Origin of the sequence: Geminicoccus sp. (genome assembly GCF_035556675.1) — a bacterium.
In the GTDB taxonomy this organism is placed as follows: Bacteria; Pseudomonadota; Alphaproteobacteria; order Geminicoccales; family Geminicoccaceae; genus Geminicoccus.
This window is the reverse complement of record NZ_DATMFZ010000297.1, coordinates 1-16,041: the sequence shown is the minus strand read 5'-3', so window position 1 is coordinate 16,041 and position 16,041 is coordinate 1. Positions and strand designations below refer to the sequence as shown.

Sequence of the window (16,041 nt, the reverse complement as noted above, 5' to 3'; positions counted from 1 at the left end):
CCCTATCTACCGGCCGACGAAAAGAAGCCCATGCACTGCGGCGCGCGCGGCGGCGGCTTTCTGATCAGCCCTGGACCCTTGGTGGTCTCTCGGAAGGTTGGAAATGACCCCTAGCTACGGCAGCGCCGAGGCGTTGCTTACCCATCACCTCGGCTCCCATCCTATTGTCGGTGTCCGACCCCACGTCGTCGAGCGTACGGCGCGGCAGATGATCTCCCGCTTTCCGGGGGACGTACTGTACGCCGTGAAGTGCAACGACGCGGATCCCGTTCTCGATGCTTTGTGGAAGGGCGGAATCCGTCACTTCGACACTGCCTCGATTGGCGAAGTTCGCCAGATCCGCCGCCGGTTTCCCGGCGCGGTCTGCCACTTCATGCATCCGGTGAAGTCTCCGGAGGCGATCGCCGAGGCTTATTTCGAGCACGGCGTGCGCAGCTTCGTCCTCGACCACGAGGAGGAACTGGCCAAGATCGTCCAGGTGACCAACCGGGCCAAGGACCTCGACCTGTTCGTGCGGCTGGCCGTGCCGGGCGAGGGGGCTGTGCTCACGCTCACCGGCAAGTTCGGCTGCGATGTCCAGGAGGCGCCAGCCCTGGTGCGCGCCTGTCGGGCGTTCGCGCGCAGCGTCGGCATCACCTTCCATGTCGGCTCGCAGTGCCTGGACCCGATGGCGTTCCACCGGGCGATCGCGCTGTGCGGCCAGGTGGTGGCGGAGGTCGGTGCGGTCGACATGATCGACGTGGGCGGCGGGTTTCCCGGCCGCTACCGGGGCGACGAGCCGGGCTTCGACGTGTTCGTGGCGACGATCAAGGCGGCGCTCCGCCAGTACGGGCTGGCGGGCACGCCCTTGCAGTGCGAGCCTGGACGCGCCCTGGTTGCCGACGGTGCCTCGGTGTTCGCGCGCGTCGAGTTGCGCCGCGGCGCCTCGCTCTACCTGAACGATGGCGTGTACGGCAATCTGGCAGAGCTGAAGTGGATCGGCCCGCAGTTCCCGCTGCGCGCCATCCGGGTGAACGGCCGCTACGGCGACGCGCCGCTCATTCCCTATGACCTGTTCGGGCCGACCTGTGACAGCATCGATTCCATGCCGGGCCCGCATCTCCTGCCGGCCGACATGGATGAGGGCGACTGGATCGAGGTCGGCCAGATGGGTGCCTACAGCAACGCGTTGAAGACCCGGTTCAACGGCTTCGAGACCGGCGGCGTCGTGTTCCTGCACGACGACGCCTTCGACCGGGTCCGGCTGGAGGCGAGCCTGGCTCGCCGCGGTGGTGCGTTCCCGTATGCTCAGGCGGCCTGAATCGGCCGCCTGAGCCGCTTCACCCGCGACATCCTGGCCGAGATCGTGTTGTATTGCTGGATGCTTGGCCCGCGTGGACCGACATTCCGCCGACCAGCAGTCGTTGCAACCGAGCCGGGACAAGTTTGATGGATTACGAGCGCATCTTCCGCGAGGCGGTCACGGCCGTGCGCGCTGAGGGTCGCTACCGGGTGTTCTGTGATCTGGAGCGTCAGGTCGGATCCTTTCCCCGGGCACTGCGGCACACGTCGGATGGCCCGCGCCCGGTGGTGATCTGGTGCTCCAACGACTATCTGGGCATGGGCACCGACCCGCGCGTGGTCGAGGCCGGCCAGGCAGCGGTCGCCCGGCACGGCACCGGTGCCGGGGGGACCCGCAACATCAGCGGCTCCAACCACCTGCACGTGGCGCTGGAGCGCGAGCTGGCCGACCTGCACGGCAAGCCGGCAGCCCTGGTGTTCACCTCCGGCTATGTCGCCAACGAGGCGGCACTCTCCACCCTGGCGAAGCTCCTGCCCGACTGCGTGGTGTTCAGCGACGAGAAGAACCACGCCTCCATGATCGCGGGCATCTCCCATGGCCGGGCACCCAAGCGCATCTTCCGGCACAACGACGTGGCCCATCTGGAACAGATGCTGGCCGAGACTGCGCCGGAACGGCCGAAGCTGATCGCCTTCGAGGGCGTCTATTCGATGGACGGCAGCTTCGGGAAGGTCCGCGAGATCCTGGACCTGGCCGAACGCTACGGTGCCATGACCTATCTGGACGAGGTGCATGCGGTCGGCATGTACGGTCCGAGGGGCGGCGGGATCGCCCAGATGCTGGGTGAGCAGCACCGGGTGACGGTGATCCAGGGCACCCTTGCCAAGGCATTCGGCGCGCTGGGCGGCTATATCGCCGGCTCCGCGGCCCTGGTCGACGCGATCCGCTCCTATGCGTCCGGCTTCATCTTCACGACCTCGCTGCCGCCGGCCGTGACTGGGGCAGCTCTCGCCAGTGTCCGGCACCTGAAGTCCAGCGACGCGGAGCGCTTGCGCCATCAGGAGCGCGCGCGGACCGTGGCCAGTCGGCTTGCCGCCGCCGGCATCCCGGTGATGGCCAACCCGTCCCATATCGTGCCGGTGTTCGTCGGCGACCCGGTCCGCTGCAAGCAGGCCAGCGACCTGCTCCTCGAGCGGCATGGCATCTATATCCAGCCGATCAACTACCCGACCGTGCCCAAGGGCACCGAGCGGCTGCGCATCACGCCCTCGCCGCACCATGACGACGAGCTGGTCGACCAGCTGGTGGCGGCAATGGTCGAGGTCTGGGCCACGCTGGATCTCGCCCGGGCCGCCTGAGGGCGGTTCGTCGGGATCGGGGGCGAGCCTCCGAATTGGTCAGCCGAGCAGCAGCCGCTCGACGCCGTTGACGATCGAGCTGGAGCGCAGGGCCGCCTGGATCTGGTCCAGCTGCTCGCGCGACTGGACCTCGACATCCAGGGTGATCTCGAACAGCTGGTCGTCCTTGCGGTTCATCCGCACGTCGGTGATGTTGCCGCCCTGCTTGCCGATCAGCGTGCTGATGGTGCCGAGCGCGCCTGGCCGGTTGGTGGCCATGACCGTGAGCCGTGCCGGTGCGGTGGCCCCGTTCAGCTGTCCGTTCCAGCCGAGCGTCAGCGCGCTGCCCATCTCCTCCGGGGTCACGGTGCGGCACTCGACCCGGTGGATGGCGATGCCCTTGCCCGTGCGCACCAGGCCGATGATGGCGTCGCCCGGCACCGGATGGCAGCAGCCGGCGAAGTGGAAGGCCACGCCCGGCGGCAGGCCGCGGATCGGACCGGCATGCTCGGTCTGCTCTACGGCCAGGCCCTTGGCGCGGTTGGGCACCAGGGTCTCTTCCTGCGGCCCGACCGGTTGTAGCTCGTGGCGGACCGTGTCGATCACGCTGCGCGCCGACAGGGTACCGTCACCCACCGCGACCAGCAGGTCCTCGACGCTCTTCAATCCGAGCACAGAGCGGGCCTTGTCCAGGTGCTTCTCGCCGAACGGCAGGTGCTCGCGCTCGGCGAGCTTGGTCACTTGGTCCTTGCCCTGGTCGATGAACTCGGAACGGCGCTGCTGGCGCAGGAAGCGGCGGACCCGCGAGCGGGCCCGGCCGGTGACCACGAACCGCTCCCAGGCAGGGGAGGGCGTGGCCCCCTTGGCGGTGATGATTTGGACCTGGTCGCCGTTCTTCAGCTGGGTACGCAGCTGCACGATGCGCCCGTCCACCTTGGCGCCGACGCAGGTGTCGCCGATCTGCGAGTGGACCGCATAGGCGAAGTCGACCGGGGTAGCACCGCGCGGCAGGTTGATCAGCTGGCCCTTGGGCGTGAAGCAGAACACCTGGTCCTGGAACATCTCGAGCTTGGTATGCTCGAGGAACTCCTCGGGGTCGCTGGCATGCTCCAGGATCTCGAGCAGCGAGCGCAGCCAGCGGAACTGCCGGCCGTCGCGCGACCGCTCGTCCTCCTTGTAGGCCCAGTGCGCGGCCACGCCGAGTTCGGCCACCTCGTGCATCTCGGCGGTTCGGATCTGGATCTCGACCTTGCGGCCCTCGGGCCCCAGGATCGTGGTGTGCAGCGAGCGGTAGCCGTTGGGCTTGGGCAGGCTGATATAGTCCTTGAACCGCCCGGGCAGGGTCTGCCACTTGCCGTGGATCACGCCCAGCGCCGCGTAGCATTCGCCAACCGTGTCCACGATCACCCGGAAGGCCATCAGGTCCGAGAGCTGCTCGAAGCTGACGTTCTTGTTCTGCATCTTGCGCCAGATCGAGTAAGGCGTCTTGACCCGCCCGGTGATCTCGGCCTCGATACCTTCCTTGTGCAGGGTGTCGCGCAGCGCGCTGCATACCCGCTCGATCAGCCCGTCATCACCCTGGCGCAGCGTGTTCAGCCGGTGCAGCACGCCTTCCCGGTAGTCCGGCCAGAGCTCCGCGAACGCCAGGTCCTCCAGCTCGCCCTTCATCGCCTCCATGCCGATCCGCTCGGCGAGCGGGGCATAGATCTCCAGCGTCTCCCGGGCGATCCGCTTGCGCCGCTCCTCGTTCTTGATGAAGTGGAGGGTGCGCATGTTGTGCAGCCGGTCGGCGAGCTTGACCAGCAGCACGCGGATGTCCTCGCTCATGGCGAGGAGCAGCTTGCGGAAATTCTCGGCCTGGGCGGTCTCGGCCGACTGCAGCTCGATCTTGTTGAGCTTGGTCACGCCCTCGACCAGGCGCGCCACCTCCTTGCCGAACAGCCGTGCCAGCTCGGCATTGGTGGTGCCGGTATCCTCGACCGTGTCGTGCAGGAGCCCGGTCGCGATCGAGGCGGTATCGAGCTTCAGCCCGGCCAGGATGCCGGCCACCTCGACCGGGTGGTGGTAATAGGGGTCGCCCGAGGCGCGCAGCTGGGAGCCGTGCGCGCGCATGGTGAAGACGTAGGCGCGGTTCAGCAGCTCCTCGTCCACGTCCGGATCATAGGCACGCACCAAGTCGACCAGCTCGTACTGGCGCAGGACCTTGCGACGCGGCACAGGTCTGGCCGGCTCCGCCTGGGCCTCGGCGGCCGGTCTGACCAGAACTTCGCCGCCGCCTTCCATGCTCAAAGCCGCCTCGACGGGGGTGTTGGCGGCCGCTCCCGCCCGGTTGGCGGCCGCCTAGTTCGTGCGCTCAGCGATCGAAGCCCTCGTCCTCGACGATGTCCTGGTCCTGGTAGGACACGTCCTCGGGCATCTGGCCGATCTGACCGAGATCCGGGGCGGGCATGAGAGCGTCCAGCTCGTCCTGCAGGCTTTCCGGCTCCTCGCTGCCGACCTCGGCATGGCGGCGCAGGCCGTGGATCATCTCGTAGCGCAGGTGATCCAGGTCGATCTTGTCCTCGGCGATCTCGCGGAGCGCGACCACCGGATTCTTGTCGTTGTCACGATCCACGTTGAGCGACGCGCCGGCCGACACGTCGCGTGCCCGCTGGGCGGCGAGCATCACGAGTTCGAACCGGCTCGGGACGCGCTCGACGCAGTCCTCGACGGTGATGCGGGCCATGAAGAAACTCCGGAGCAAGTCACAAGACGTCTGCCCGTCATGTAGTGCATCACGCGCCCGTCTGCAAACCAGCCGCGCGATGGCGCGACCACATGCCAGCCCCGCGTTGGCGTCACTCGGCCGCCGTCCGGTGAGCGGCTGCAGCGCGCAACCGCGGGGTGATCAGAAGGTGCGTCCTGGTCGCAGGGCGATTGCCCCACCGAAGGAGTCGCTCTACACCGGTTTCTTCCGTCGCCCGGCGGAGAATATCGACAACGAACTGAATTCGGAGCGGCCCGATGGGGCTCCTGCCCTCTGACATCCTTCACCCCGACGATCGAACCTCGCTGTTCATCGACGGGGCCAATCTGTACCAAGCTGCCCGCGCTCTTGCTTTCGACATCGATTACAAGAGGTTGCTCAGAACCTTCAACCTGTCCTGCCGGTTCATCCGAGCCTACTACTATACCGCTCTCCTGGACGAGCAAGAATACTCGCCGATCCGACCGCTGGTCGACTGGCTCGACTACAACGGCTACACCATGGTGACCAAGCCGTTGAAGGAGTACACCCAGAGCACCGGCCGGCGGAAGTTCAAGGGCAACATGGATGTCGACATCGCGGTCGACATCATGGAGCAGTCACACTTCCTGGATCACATCGTCCTGATCTCCGGCGACGGCGATTTCCGGCGGCTGGTGGACGCGGTGCAGCGCCGCGGCAAGCGGGTCACGGTGATCTCGACCATCAAGATCCAGCCGCCGCTGATCGCGGACGAGCTGCGCCGCCAGGCCGATTTCTTCGTCGACCTTGCCGATCTGATGCCGCTGATCGCCCGCGAGACGCCGCGTCCGATGGTGTCGAGCGACCTGGAAGGCGACATCAACGAGGACGAGGAAGACGACGAGCAGGTCAGCACCTGACCAGCTTGCCGACGCGACGGGCAGAGCCTTCGCCGGACTGCCCGCTCTGTCCCCGTCTGGCGGCGTTCCGGGCCGCCAACCGGACGAAGTTCCCGGGCTGGCACCATGCCCCGGTGCCCTCGTTCGGCCAGGCGGATGCGCGCGTCCTAATCGTCGGGCTGGCTCCAGGGTTGCGCGGCGCCAACCGGACCGGGCGGCCGTTCACCGGCGACTTCGCCGGCGACGTCCTCTATGCGGCGCTGGCGGCACATGGCCTTGCCAGCGGCACCTACCGGGCCGACCCGGCAGACGGCTTCACCCTCGTCGACACGAGGGTGACCAATGCCGCGCGCTGCGTGCCGCCGGAGAACAAGCCGACGCCCGCGGAGGTCACCACCTGCCGGCGCTTCCTCCAGGACGAGCTCCTGGCACCACCCCGGCCGCGGGTGGTGCTGACGCTCGGGCGGATCGCACATGAATCGGTGGTGCGGGCGTTCGGGCGCAGGCTCAAGGAACTGCCCTTCGGCCACGGCCTGGTCCAGCCGGTCGATGAGGTGACCAGCCTCGTCTCCAGCTACCATACCTCGCGCTACAACGTGCAGACCGGGCTGCTCACGCCGGCGATGGTGGACGAGGTCATCCGTGCCGTGGCCAGGCTCAGGATGGCTGCAGCCGGCTGAACCACATGTCGAACCTGGTCCAGAAGGCCTGGCGCAGTGCGGGCCGCTCGATCAGGATCTCGTGGCGTGCCCCGGCGATCTGCAGGAGTTCGGCCCGTGGCAGCAGGGCCGCCGCACGCATGATGGCACGCGGGTCGACCACCCGTTCCTCGTCGCCCAGCGCCAGGAGGACCGGACAGCCGATCTGCTCCAGGAAGGCCGGCTGCCGGGAGATCGTGATCGAGCGCAGGGCGGCCCGAACCCAGGCGAAGGTCGGCCCGCCCAGACCCAGCTCCGGATCGGCGTCGACCAGCGCCCGGTAGGCCAGGTAGCTCTCCTCGCAGCTCGTGAGCACGTTCTCGGGAAATGCGTGATAGACATAGGGCTTCGCGCCCTGGCCGAAGGCATAGTCACGGCTCCGCCCGCCCGCGCACATGGCCCGGACCAGCCCCACCGCGACGGCTGTCGGGATGCCGGCAAAGCGCATGCCCAGCATCGGTGCGGACATGGCGGCACCCGCGAACGCGCCGGGATGGTCGTGGAGAAAGCGCAGGCCCACCTGCCCGCCGGTGGAATGGGCGAGCATCACCCGTGGGCTTGGCAGGGCAAGGCGGTCGACCAGCGCCATGATCGCCCGAAGGTCGTCCAGATAATCGTCGAAGCTCTCGACATGGCCCTTGCTGCGGTCCGGCAGCAGCCGGTCAGACAGGCCTTGGCCGCGCCAGTCGAAAGCCACGATGTCGAAGCGCCGCGCCTGCAACTCCGCCACCACGCCCAGATATTTTTCGACGAACTCGGTACGGCCGTTGCAGATCACCACCGTCCCGCGTCGCTCGCCGTCACTGCGCCAGGTGACGCAGCGCAGGCGCAGCCCCGCAACGGTCGGCCAGTCGACCCGGGTCTCGCGCTGCAGGCTCAAGCGTCGGCGCTCTCGTTCAGCACGTCGGCAAACAAGCTTGCGTCGACATTGCCGCCGGAAAGGACCACCACCACGGTCCGGTCGCGCACGGGCACGGCCCCCGCCAGCACGGCCGCAAGGCCCACCGCACCACCCGGTTCGACCACGAGCTTCAGGTAGCGGAACGCCGTCAGCATCGCGGCACGCACCGCCCGGTCGTCCGCGACCGTACCGCCGGCAAGGCGGCGGCGGTTGACCTGGAAGGTCAGCTCGCCTGGGATCTTGGCCATCAGCGCGTCGCAGATCGTCGTTCCACCCTCGGGCCGGACGGTTCGCTCGCCTGCTGCCAGCGAGCGGGCATGGTCGTCGAAACCCGCTGGCTCGGCGGTCATGATCGCCGTTGCCGGCAGGCTCGCCTGGATGGCGGTCGCCACGCCCGCCGCCAGACCGCCGCCGCTGGCCGGGACCAGCACGCAGTCCGGCCGGATGTCCCGGGCCAGGCAGTCTCCTGCGATCTCCAGCCCGACCGTGCCCTGGCCCGCCATGACCCGCGGGTCGTCATAGGGGCGGACCAGCACCGCCCCCTGGTCCCTGGCAATGCCCGCCCCGATCGCCTCGCGGTCCTCGTTCCACCGGTCGTAGGTGACTACCGTGGCCCCATAGGCGCGGGTGTTGTCGAGCTTGGTGCGTGGTGCGTCCGCCGGCATGATGATGGTCGCCGGCACGCCCAGGATCTGTGCGGCATGGGCCACTCCCTGGGCATGGTTGCCGGACGAGAACGCCACCACCGGCTTCCCGCCGGCCGCGGTGACGGCGTTGTAGGCGCCACGGAACTTGAAGCTGCCGGTGCGCTGCAGGCATTCGGCCTTGACTAGCAGGCGCCCGCCCAGACGGGCGTTCAGCAGCGGGCTTTCCAGAAGCGGAGTCCGGACGGCCAGCCCGTCCAGGCTGGCAGCGGCTGCCTGGATCTGGTCGATCGAGAGCGGCAGGTCGTCTATGGGCGGCACGAACATCTCCGGGCACTGGCAGTCCGGCCGCCGCGACCGGAGCGAGAGCGCAGCCGGTCAGGACGAGCCGATCAGGAGGGGTTGTCGTGGCCGGGCGTGAACGGATGACCCGCCACCTCCGCATTCCAGCCGAAGCGGAGCCGGTACACATTGCGCCCCTCCAGGACGCGCTGAACATAGTTCCGGGTCTCGGTGAACGGAATGAGTTCCATCCAGTCGACCAGCCGGTGCAGCCCCTTGCCGCGCGGGTCGCCATAACGGGCGATCCAGCTGTCCACCCGCCTGGGTCCGGCATTGTAGGCGGCGATCGCCAGGGCCGGCTCGCCCCAGCGGCCGAGCTGCTCCTCCAGATAGGTCCGGCCGAGGGTGACGTTGTAGCCGGGATCGGTCAGGAGCCGCACATCGGCATAAGGCATGCCCTGCTTGCGGGCCATCGCCCTGGCCGTGCCGGGCATGAGCTGGAGCAGGCCCAGGGCACCTGCCGGGCTCTGCGCCCGTGGGTAGAACTGGCTTTCCTGGCGAGCGATCGCGGTGAGCAGCGCCGGATCGACCGCCGAGCGCTCGGCCAGGGCCACAAAGGGCGGCGCCGGGAAGGCGGCGGCGGCGTTCAAGCTGCCACTGCGCTGGGCTAGGCGCGCGGTCTGCACCACCGTGTCGAGCCGGTGGCAGTCCGTGGCGAGCATGGCCACCTGGCCCAGCGTCACGGGCTCGTCCAGTGCCTCGCTGGCCAGGTGGCTCAGGATGGCACCGGCCTGCAGGTCACCGCCCTTGTCGCACAGGAGCCGTGCCAGGCGGACCAGCCGCCGTTTCTCGAACGCTTCGCGTTGCGGTTCGTCCGGCTCGGGGAAGCCCATCTCTGGCAGCTGGGGCGGCCGGCCGCTTTCCAGCCAGGCGAGCTGGCCATAGAAGGTCGTCCCGAAGGCGGCCGCGGAGCGCCAGCTGGCTTCCGCCGCCTTGTTGGCGCCGCTGGCGGCCTGCGCCCGGCCCGTCCAGTAGTTGCCGCGGGCAAGGCTGATCGGCGAGGACACCCCGGCGGTCATCGCACTGAAATGGGCTGCCGCGTCCTTGGGCCGGTCCAGGAAGCTCAGGGCCAGCCAGCCCGCCAGCCATTCGGCATCAGCATAGCTGGGATGGTCCTTGGGCTGCCGATGTGCCGCCGCCAAGCGGTAGGCCTCCTTGAACGCGCCTGCATCGATCCGGTCACGGATCTGGATGTGCCGCTCGCGCCACCAGGCCGCCGGCTGCCTTTCCGCACTGCGGTTCAGCAACAGCAGCAGCTCCCGGGCCCGCGCATCCCGCCCGTCCTTACGTGCCCGCTCGATCCGGTCGAGGCTGAGGCCGGGATCGGCCTTGAGGGCATCCGGCACCCGTGCCACGGCCCGGTCGATGCCGCTGGCACCAGATTGGAGCAGGATCCGCGCCTCGGCCAGGCGCTGCCGTCCCTGATCCAGGCGCTTGGCTTGGCGGCGTGCCTCCTCCCATGCCCGGGCGGCCAGCAGATTATCCAGCCGCAGACGGTCCTGGTCCCTGGTGAGCAGGCGGCCGAGCTTGGCGAGGAAGTAGCGTTCCTCCGTGGCACTGAAGCGCCCCTCCACCCAGGCCTTGCCTGCCACGGAAGCGGCCGCCTGCTCGTCCGTCCCGAGCAGGGCGATCGCCAGCCGCGTGCGTCCCTGGCGGGTCACCGGCTCGTGATCCGCAAAGAACGCCAGGACGGTCGCGTCATCCACGCTGCTGTCCAGCGCATCCTCCGCTCGTATCCGGATGCGGGGGAGGGAGGGCCAGTCGACCTCCCTCGCCAGGAAGCTCCTGAAGCGCTTGAAGCCCGGTACGGGCGTGGCGTCGCGCAGCTCGCGCCAGTCCACATACTCCTTCAGCAGCGTGCCGCCGGCCTCCTCGGCCTTAGCCCGCGCCCAGGCGTAGTGACCGGCTTCCACCGCGCGCAGCACGTCCGCAACCGAGACGGCGGCCTGCGCCGGCACGACTGCCGCCGCCAGGGCCAGCCCCGCCAGCAGCAGCCCGGCAATGTGACGCGCTAGCATTGGATGATCGGCCGCTGCCGGCCGAGAGGCGGTCGAGGCAGTCGCTGGGGCAGGCACATCGTCGATCGTTCCAGTGCAGGTCTCGCCCCGGCTTGCCGGGGGTAGCAGGGAAAGACTATCGTGCGACAAGGACACTGCTCCAAGCCAAACTACTAAAAGGTTGAGAATGATGTTTCGTGGCTCCATCGTCGCGCTAGTGACGCCGTTCCGTGACGGCGCCGTCGACGAGAAGGCGCTGCGCGACCTCATCGAATGGCACATCGATTCGGGCACGCACGGCTTCGTCCCGGTCGGAACCACCGGTGAGAGCCCGACGCTCAGCCATGACGAGCATGAACGGGTCGTGGAACTGTGCATCGAGGTGGTGGCCGGGCGGCGACCCGTCATTGCCGGCGCCGGCTCGAATTCCACCGCGGAGGCGATCAGCCTCACCCGGCATGCCCAGCGGGCGGGCGCCGATGCGGCCCTGGTGGTGACCCCCTACTACAACAAGCCGACCCAGGCCGGCCTGTTCGCCCACTATCAGGCGATCCACGACGCGACCGACATCCCGATCATCATCTACAACATCCCCGGCCGCAGCGTGGTCGACATGACCCCGGAAACCATGGGCCGTCTGGCGGAGCTGCCGCGGATCATCGGGGTGAAGGACGCGTCCAACGACATCGCCCGCCCGCTGCTCACCGCGGCCACCTGCGGCCAGGACTTCCTGCAGCTGTCCGGCGAGGACGCCAACATCGTGGCCTTCCTGGCCCATGGCGGCCATGGCTGCATCTCGGTGACGGCGAACGTGGCGCCCAAGCTTTGCGCTGAATTGCATGATGCGTTCGCTGCCGGCCGGGCCGACGAAGCGCTGCGGATCCACCGGCGGCTCCTGCCGCTGCACGAGGCGCTGTTCTGCGAGAGCAGCCCGGCGCCGACCAAGCATGCCCTGGCCAAGCTCGGCCGCTGCTCGGGCGAGCTGCGTCTGCCGCTGGTCGAGCCGCAGCTCGGCTCGAAGGAGCGGATCGACGCGGCCCTGCGCGCGGTCGGCCTCATCAACTAGAGAAGATTGCGTTGGCCAAGAAGCAGGAAGGCCGCAAGGTCGTCGCGCAGAACCGCAAGGCCCTGCACGAGTACTTCATCGACGAGCGCTACGAGGCGGGCCTGGTCCTGAGCGGGACCGAAGTGAAGTCGCTGCGCGAAGGCCGCTCCACGATCGGCGATGCCCATGCCGGCGAGATGCAGGGCGATCTGTGGCTGTTCAATGCCTATATCCCCGAGTTCCACGGCGGCAACCAGTTCAACCATGAGACGCGCCGGCCGCGGAAGCTCCTGATGCGCCGCCGGCAGATCGAGAGCCTGAAGGGTGCAGTCCAGCGCAAGGGCCTGACCGTGGTGCCGCTCTCGATCTACTTCAACGAGCGCGGCTGGGCGAAGGTCGAGCTGGGCCTGGCGCGCGGCAAGAAGCTGGTCGACAAGCGTGCCAGCGAGAAGGAGCGCGACTGGCAGCGCGACCGCCAGCGCCTCCTGCGCGAGACGCACAAGACCGGGGACTAGAAGTGGTGTATGGTCCCGAGATGAGGTGGTGCGGTCGGTCTTGAAGATCGAGGCATTGGTCTTTTCCTGCGTCGCAGATTGGCTGGAAGGGTGTCCGCCATCGCAGCGCCTTCAGATGCTGGGCGAAATCGTAAGCGGTGACGAAGGCCAGGACGTGAGTCTGGAGTGCTTCGAGGCCGAGATAGTGGCATGTCTTGATGGTGGTCTCCTGCACGGTCCGGTTCATCCGCGCTGCTTGGCCATTCGTCCATCGCTGGCCGCGATCGGCCAGCAGGCTGATCATCCATCAGCAGCGCTGTCCGGTTCAGAAGAACCGGACGGGCAGGCCATCGCTCCGTCTCCTGCAAGGACCGCAGGCAGGAACCTGCGGCGGGGGTGGCAGGGCTTGGTGAGACGACGCACGATGACGACAGGTCGTTGGGCATCCAGCGCTAGGACGCGCCGGATTGCACGATGTAGCGCAAACCGTTGAACAGTTCGCGCAACGCATGCACCCGCTGGCCGGCATCCTCCCGCACCAAGACCAGATAGGACACTACCAGCGCCCATTCTTCATCGGATACATCAGAAGGGTAAGGTTTACGGACATGGCTCATGTCCGCACACGTGGCCATCACTCGCCATCAGGCCCATAACGGCATCTAGAACGGCCCGAAGAGCACAGCCGTTAACCTTTGGGAAAGATACCAGGACGTATGGTGCCTCCGGCAGTCCCAGCGGAGGCGTAGTTCGCGCATGTTCGCCATCATCGGCCTCGTCCTGGTCTTTGTGATGATCTTCGGCGGCTATGCGCTGGCCGGCGGCAAATTTGGCCTGATCATCAAGGCGGCGCCGTTCGAGCTGATGATGATCGGCGGGGGCGGGGCCGGCACCTTCCTGCTCGCGAATGGCTCGCAGGTCGTCAAGGGAACGCTGCGTGACCTGAAACGGGTGTTCGCCGGGCCGAAATGGAAGAGGGACGATTATCGCGATCTGCTCTGTCTGATGTTCACCATCGTCAAGCTGCTCAAGACCAAGGGTGTGCTGGCGCTGGAGCCGCATGTCGACAACCCGCACGAGAGCGCCCTGTTCGCCCGCTATCCCAGGATCCAGCACGATCATTTTGCTTGTGACTTCATCGCCGACACCATCCGGATGATGACCATGAGCCTGGACGACCCGATCCAGGTCGAAGACAGCATGAACCGGCAGTTGAAGAAGCATCACGCCGAGCAGCTGACGAATTCCGGCGCGCTGCAGACCATGGCCGACGCCTTCCCGGCGCTGGGCATCGTCGCCGCGGTGCTGGGCATCGTGAAGACGATGGGGGCGATCGACCAGCCGGTCGATATCCTGGGCAAGATGATCGGCGGTGCCCTGGTCGGTACCTTCCTCGGCATCTTCCTGTCCTACGGAATGTTCGCGCCGATGGCGTCGCGCATGGCGCAGACCTTCGAGGAGGATAACCAGTTCTACGCGATCATCCGCGACTGCCTGATAGCCTACCTGCAAGGTCATTCGGCGCCGATCGCGATCGAGCTGGCCCGTGGCAGCGTGCCGACCCATCTCCAGCCGAACTTCCACGCTGTGGACGAGCTGTTGCAGCAGCTTCCCGCCGATCCACTGGCGGCCTGAGTGGCCATGGCCGGCAGGCGTGAGGGGCGGATCGTCGTCCGCAAGGTGATCGAGGGTGGCCATGGCGGCCATCATGGTGGTGCATGGAAGGTCGCCTATGCGGACTTCGTCACCGCGATGATGGCCTTCTTCCTGCTCATGTGGCTGCTGGGCACGACCAGCAAGGCCAGGCTCGAGGGTCTGGCCGAATACTTCACCGATCCCAGCTCGCTCAGCCGGCTGCCGCCCGGCGGCGACGCCGGGATCCTTCGTGGCACCAGCGTCATGGAGCCGAGCTTCATCGAGGCACCACCGGCCTCGCCATTCGACACGGCACCGCCGGCACGGCGTGACGACACGGTCGAGAGTGAGCTGGCGCAGGAGCTGGTGGCGGCCTTCGCGCCGGTAGGTGAGTCCGTGCTGGACAATATGCAGGCGGAACGGACCGCGGAGGAGGATGCGGCGCCGTCGGCTGCGCAGGTCGCGGCCCGTCTGCGCCAGGCGCTGGCGGAGCGCCCGGATCTCGGCGGGTTGCGCGAGCAGCTGGAAGTGACACGCACGCCGGAAGGATTGCGCATCGAGCTGCTCGACCGGGAAGGCAGCGCGATGTTCGCTTCAGGCAGCGATCAACTGTCGCCGGAGGCACGACGGCTCCTGGAGTTGGTGGCCACTGCCGTCGCAAGTGGCGGCGAACGGCTGTCGATCCGCGGCCATACCGACTCCCGCCCGTTCGCCAGCGGGTCCGACAGCGACAACTGGCGGCTGTCGTCCGACCGGGCCAATGCCACCCGTCAGGCACTGGTGGCGCTGGGCCTCCCGTCCGACAGGATCGCCGAGGTCATCGGCAAGGCGGATATCGAGCCGCGCCTGCCGGATCGCCCCGACGATCCTGGCAACCGACGGATCTCGATCTTGCTGCTGCCGACGCCGACGCCGACGCCGACACCGGCCCAGGCGCCGTCCGATGGAAACGGAACGCGGCGGCGAGCACCGGACGCCCGAGCTGCGGAGGGTGGACACGCCTCGGAGCATGCTGCGCCAGCCCTGTCCGGTCCGGCGCCTCCTCGCTAAAGCATCCTCCGACCTGATTGAATCGTTGGGGATTCCCAGGCGGCGCTGACCAAGCGCGGCCACGACTTTGGTTACGGCACCCTGCAGCGGTTCTTCCGCCGTCACAGGCTGACGCGCAAAAAAGGAGCGGGCACGCTACGGAGCAGGATCGTCCCGACGTCCTGAAGCGCCAGCAGGCGTGGTTCGACGGCCAGACCGACCTCGATCCCGAGCGGTTGGTGTTCATCGATGAGACTGGGCCAAGACGAACATGGCCCACACGCACGGGCGTTGCCCTCGCGGCGAGCGCCTGCGCATGGGCGTCCCCCACGGGCACTGGAAGACGACCACCTTCGTGGGCGCCCTGACCACGCGCGGGATAATCGCGCCCTTCGTCCTGAACGGCGCGATCAATCGCAATGCCTTCGAGACTTATGTCGGAAAGGTCCTCGTTTCTAAGTTGCAACGCGGCGACATCGTCATCATGGACAACCTGTCCAGCCACAAGGTGGAGTGCACCCTGTTTGACCGAACAGGGTCTGGGTTGGGTTAAGCACTGAGTTTGCGGAACTCGGCGGGCGAAAGGAAGCGCAGCGCCGAGAGCGGGTGGACATTGTTGTAGTCGTCCATCCAGGCCTGCAGCAGCCCGAGGGCGGTAGCGGCATCCGGCAGGATCGAGAGCTGCAGGTAGTCACGCCGAAAGGTCTTCACGAAGGCCTCGGCGATGCCATCGGCCTTGGCCGATCCCACAGAGTGAAGTCAGCAAAGCTGACAGGGCTCTGGGGCGAGCGGACCGGCGTGAAGCACAGGCGCAGGCCGAGGGCAGTGGCGATGTTGCGGGTGTCCTTGGCGATGTAGGCGCTGCCATTGTCCGACAGCCATTCTACTGAATGAGATGCCTTCAGGCTGCCAAAGCGCTGCTCGACGCAGGCGACCATGAGATCCTGAACCATCTCTCCCGAAATGCCGGCCGTGGTGGCCGACCATCGATCGCAGGAGGCGATCGATCCAATCCCACCGGGACGGCCGTC

The 16,041-nt window shown here is 67.6% G+C and carries 13 protein-coding genes and 4 pseudogenes; 9 read left to right on the top strand and 8 right to left on the bottom strand.

Annotated features, from left to right (window positions below; genetic code table 11):
* Window positions 1–103: 103 nt before the first annotated feature.
* Entirely contained in the window at window positions 104–1,300 is a 1,197-nt protein-coding gene (locus VNS22_RS20640) for a type III PLP-dependent enzyme (RefSeq protein WP_325735784.1), read from the top strand.
* Between the two features lie 128 nt (window positions 1,301–1,428).
* Window positions 1,429–2,640: a 5-aminolevulinate synthase gene (hemA, locus tag VNS22_RS20635; RefSeq protein WP_325735782.1), complete on the top strand. Its 1,212-nt coding sequence runs from the start codon at window positions 1,429–1,431 to the stop codon at window positions 2,638–2,640.
* A 39-nt stretch (window positions 2,641–2,679) separates the two neighbouring features.
* Here the strand turns inward: hemA and VNS22_RS20630 are convergent, their stop codons facing one another.
* Both VNS22_RS20630 and rpoZ read right to left on the bottom strand, forming a co-directional pair.
* The gene (locus tag VNS22_RS20630; RefSeq protein WP_414653404.1) at window positions 2,680–4,902 is read right to left on the bottom strand and encodes a RelA/SpoT family protein; all 2,223 of its coding nucleotides are present in this window, start codon (window positions 4,900–4,902) and stop codon (window positions 2,680–2,682) included.
* Between the two features lie 70 nt (window positions 4,903–4,972).
* Entirely contained in the window at window positions 4,973–5,344 is a 372-nt protein-coding gene (gene rpoZ, locus VNS22_RS20625) for a DNA-directed RNA polymerase subunit omega (protein WP_325735778.1), read from the bottom strand.
* Between the two features lie 278 nt (window positions 5,345–5,622).
* On the opposite strand from rpoZ, the gene VNS22_RS20620 reads away from it, so the two are divergent.
* Together VNS22_RS20620 and VNS22_RS20615 are read left to right on the top strand one after the other, a co-directional pair.
* Complete coding sequence (locus VNS22_RS20620; RefSeq protein WP_325735776.1) at window positions 5,623–6,246, top strand: NYN domain-containing protein; 624 nt, start codon at window positions 5,623–5,625, stop codon at window positions 6,244–6,246.
* The gene (locus tag VNS22_RS20615) at window positions 6,243–6,905 is read left to right on the top strand and encodes a uracil-DNA glycosylase (RefSeq protein ID WP_349261855.1); all 663 of its coding nucleotides are present in this window, start codon (window positions 6,243–6,245) and stop codon (window positions 6,903–6,905) included. The genes VNS22_RS20620 and VNS22_RS20615 overlap by 4 nt, the downstream gene beginning before the upstream one ends.
* Here the strand turns inward: VNS22_RS20615 and VNS22_RS20610 are convergent.
* The 3 genes from VNS22_RS20610 to VNS22_RS20600 all read right to left on the bottom strand — a co-directional run bounded on the left by VNS22_RS20610 (window position 6,883) and on the right by VNS22_RS20600 (window position 10,828).
* Window positions 6,883–7,803, bottom strand: coding sequence for an alpha/beta hydrolase (locus VNS22_RS20610; protein WP_325735772.1), 921 nt, complete (start codon window positions 7,801–7,803; stop codon window positions 6,883–6,885). The genes VNS22_RS20615 and VNS22_RS20610 overlap by 23 nt on opposite strands.
* Window positions 7,800–8,795, bottom strand: a complete 996-nt coding sequence (locus VNS22_RS20605; protein ID WP_414653403.1) for a threonine ammonia-lyase — start codon at window positions 8,793–8,795, stop codon at window positions 7,800–7,802. The genes VNS22_RS20610 and VNS22_RS20605 overlap by 4 nt, the downstream gene beginning before the upstream one ends.
* 65 nt (window positions 8,796–8,860) lie before the next feature.
* Window positions 8,861–10,828, bottom strand: coding sequence for a lytic transglycosylase domain-containing protein (locus VNS22_RS20600; RefSeq protein ID WP_325735768.1), 1,968 nt, complete (start codon window positions 10,826–10,828; stop codon window positions 8,861–8,863).
* Between the two features lie 169 nt (window positions 10,829–10,997).
* Between VNS22_RS20600 and dapA the strand changes: the two genes are divergently transcribed.
* Entirely contained in the window at window positions 10,998–11,873 is an 876-nt protein-coding gene (gene dapA / locus VNS22_RS20595) for a 4-hydroxy-tetrahydrodipicolinate synthase (protein ID WP_325735766.1), read from the top strand.
* Window positions 11,874–11,884: 11 nt separating this feature from the next.
* Window positions 11,885–12,367 carry an SsrA-binding protein SmpB gene (smpB, locus tag VNS22_RS20590; protein WP_325735764.1) on the top strand — a complete coding sequence of 161 codons (483 nt, stop codon included), beginning with the start codon at window positions 11,885–11,887 and terminating at the stop codon, window positions 12,365–12,367.
* A gap of 4 nt (window positions 12,368–12,371) precedes the next feature.
* On the opposite strand, the pseudogene VNS22_RS20585 reads toward smpB, so the two are convergent.
* Together VNS22_RS20585 and VNS22_RS20580 are read right to left on the bottom strand one after the other, a co-directional pair.
* Window positions 12,372–12,617, bottom strand: a pseudogene (locus VNS22_RS20585) (IS481 family transposase); the annotation flags it as partial.
* 184 nt (window positions 12,618–12,801) lie between these two features.
* Window positions 12,802–12,963 (bottom strand): annotated as a pseudogene (locus tag VNS22_RS20580) (transposase); the annotation flags it as partial.
* Between the two features lie 139 nt (window positions 12,964–13,102).
* On the opposite strand from VNS22_RS20580, the gene motA reads away from it, so the two are divergent.
* The 3 genes and pseudogenes from motA to VNS22_RS20565 form a co-directional block, all read left to right on the top strand.
* On the top strand, window positions 13,103–13,981 hold the full coding sequence (motA, locus tag VNS22_RS20575; RefSeq protein WP_325735763.1) for a flagellar motor stator protein MotA: 879 nt from the start codon (window positions 13,103–13,105) through the stop codon (window positions 13,979–13,981).
* Window positions 13,982–13,987: 6 nt separating this feature from the next.
* Window positions 13,988–15,031, top strand: coding sequence for a flagellar motor protein MotB (locus tag VNS22_RS20570; protein ID WP_325735761.1), 1,044 nt, complete (start codon window positions 13,988–13,990; stop codon window positions 15,029–15,031).
* A gap of 42 nt (window positions 15,032–15,073) precedes the next feature.
* Window positions 15,074–15,518, top strand: a pseudogene (locus tag VNS22_RS20565) (transposase); the annotation flags it as partial.
* Between the two features lie 41 nt (window positions 15,519–15,559).
* On the opposite strand, the pseudogene VNS22_RS20560 reads toward VNS22_RS20565, so the two are convergent.
* Window positions 15,560–16,041, bottom strand: a pseudogene (locus tag VNS22_RS20560) (integrase core domain-containing protein); the annotation flags it as partial.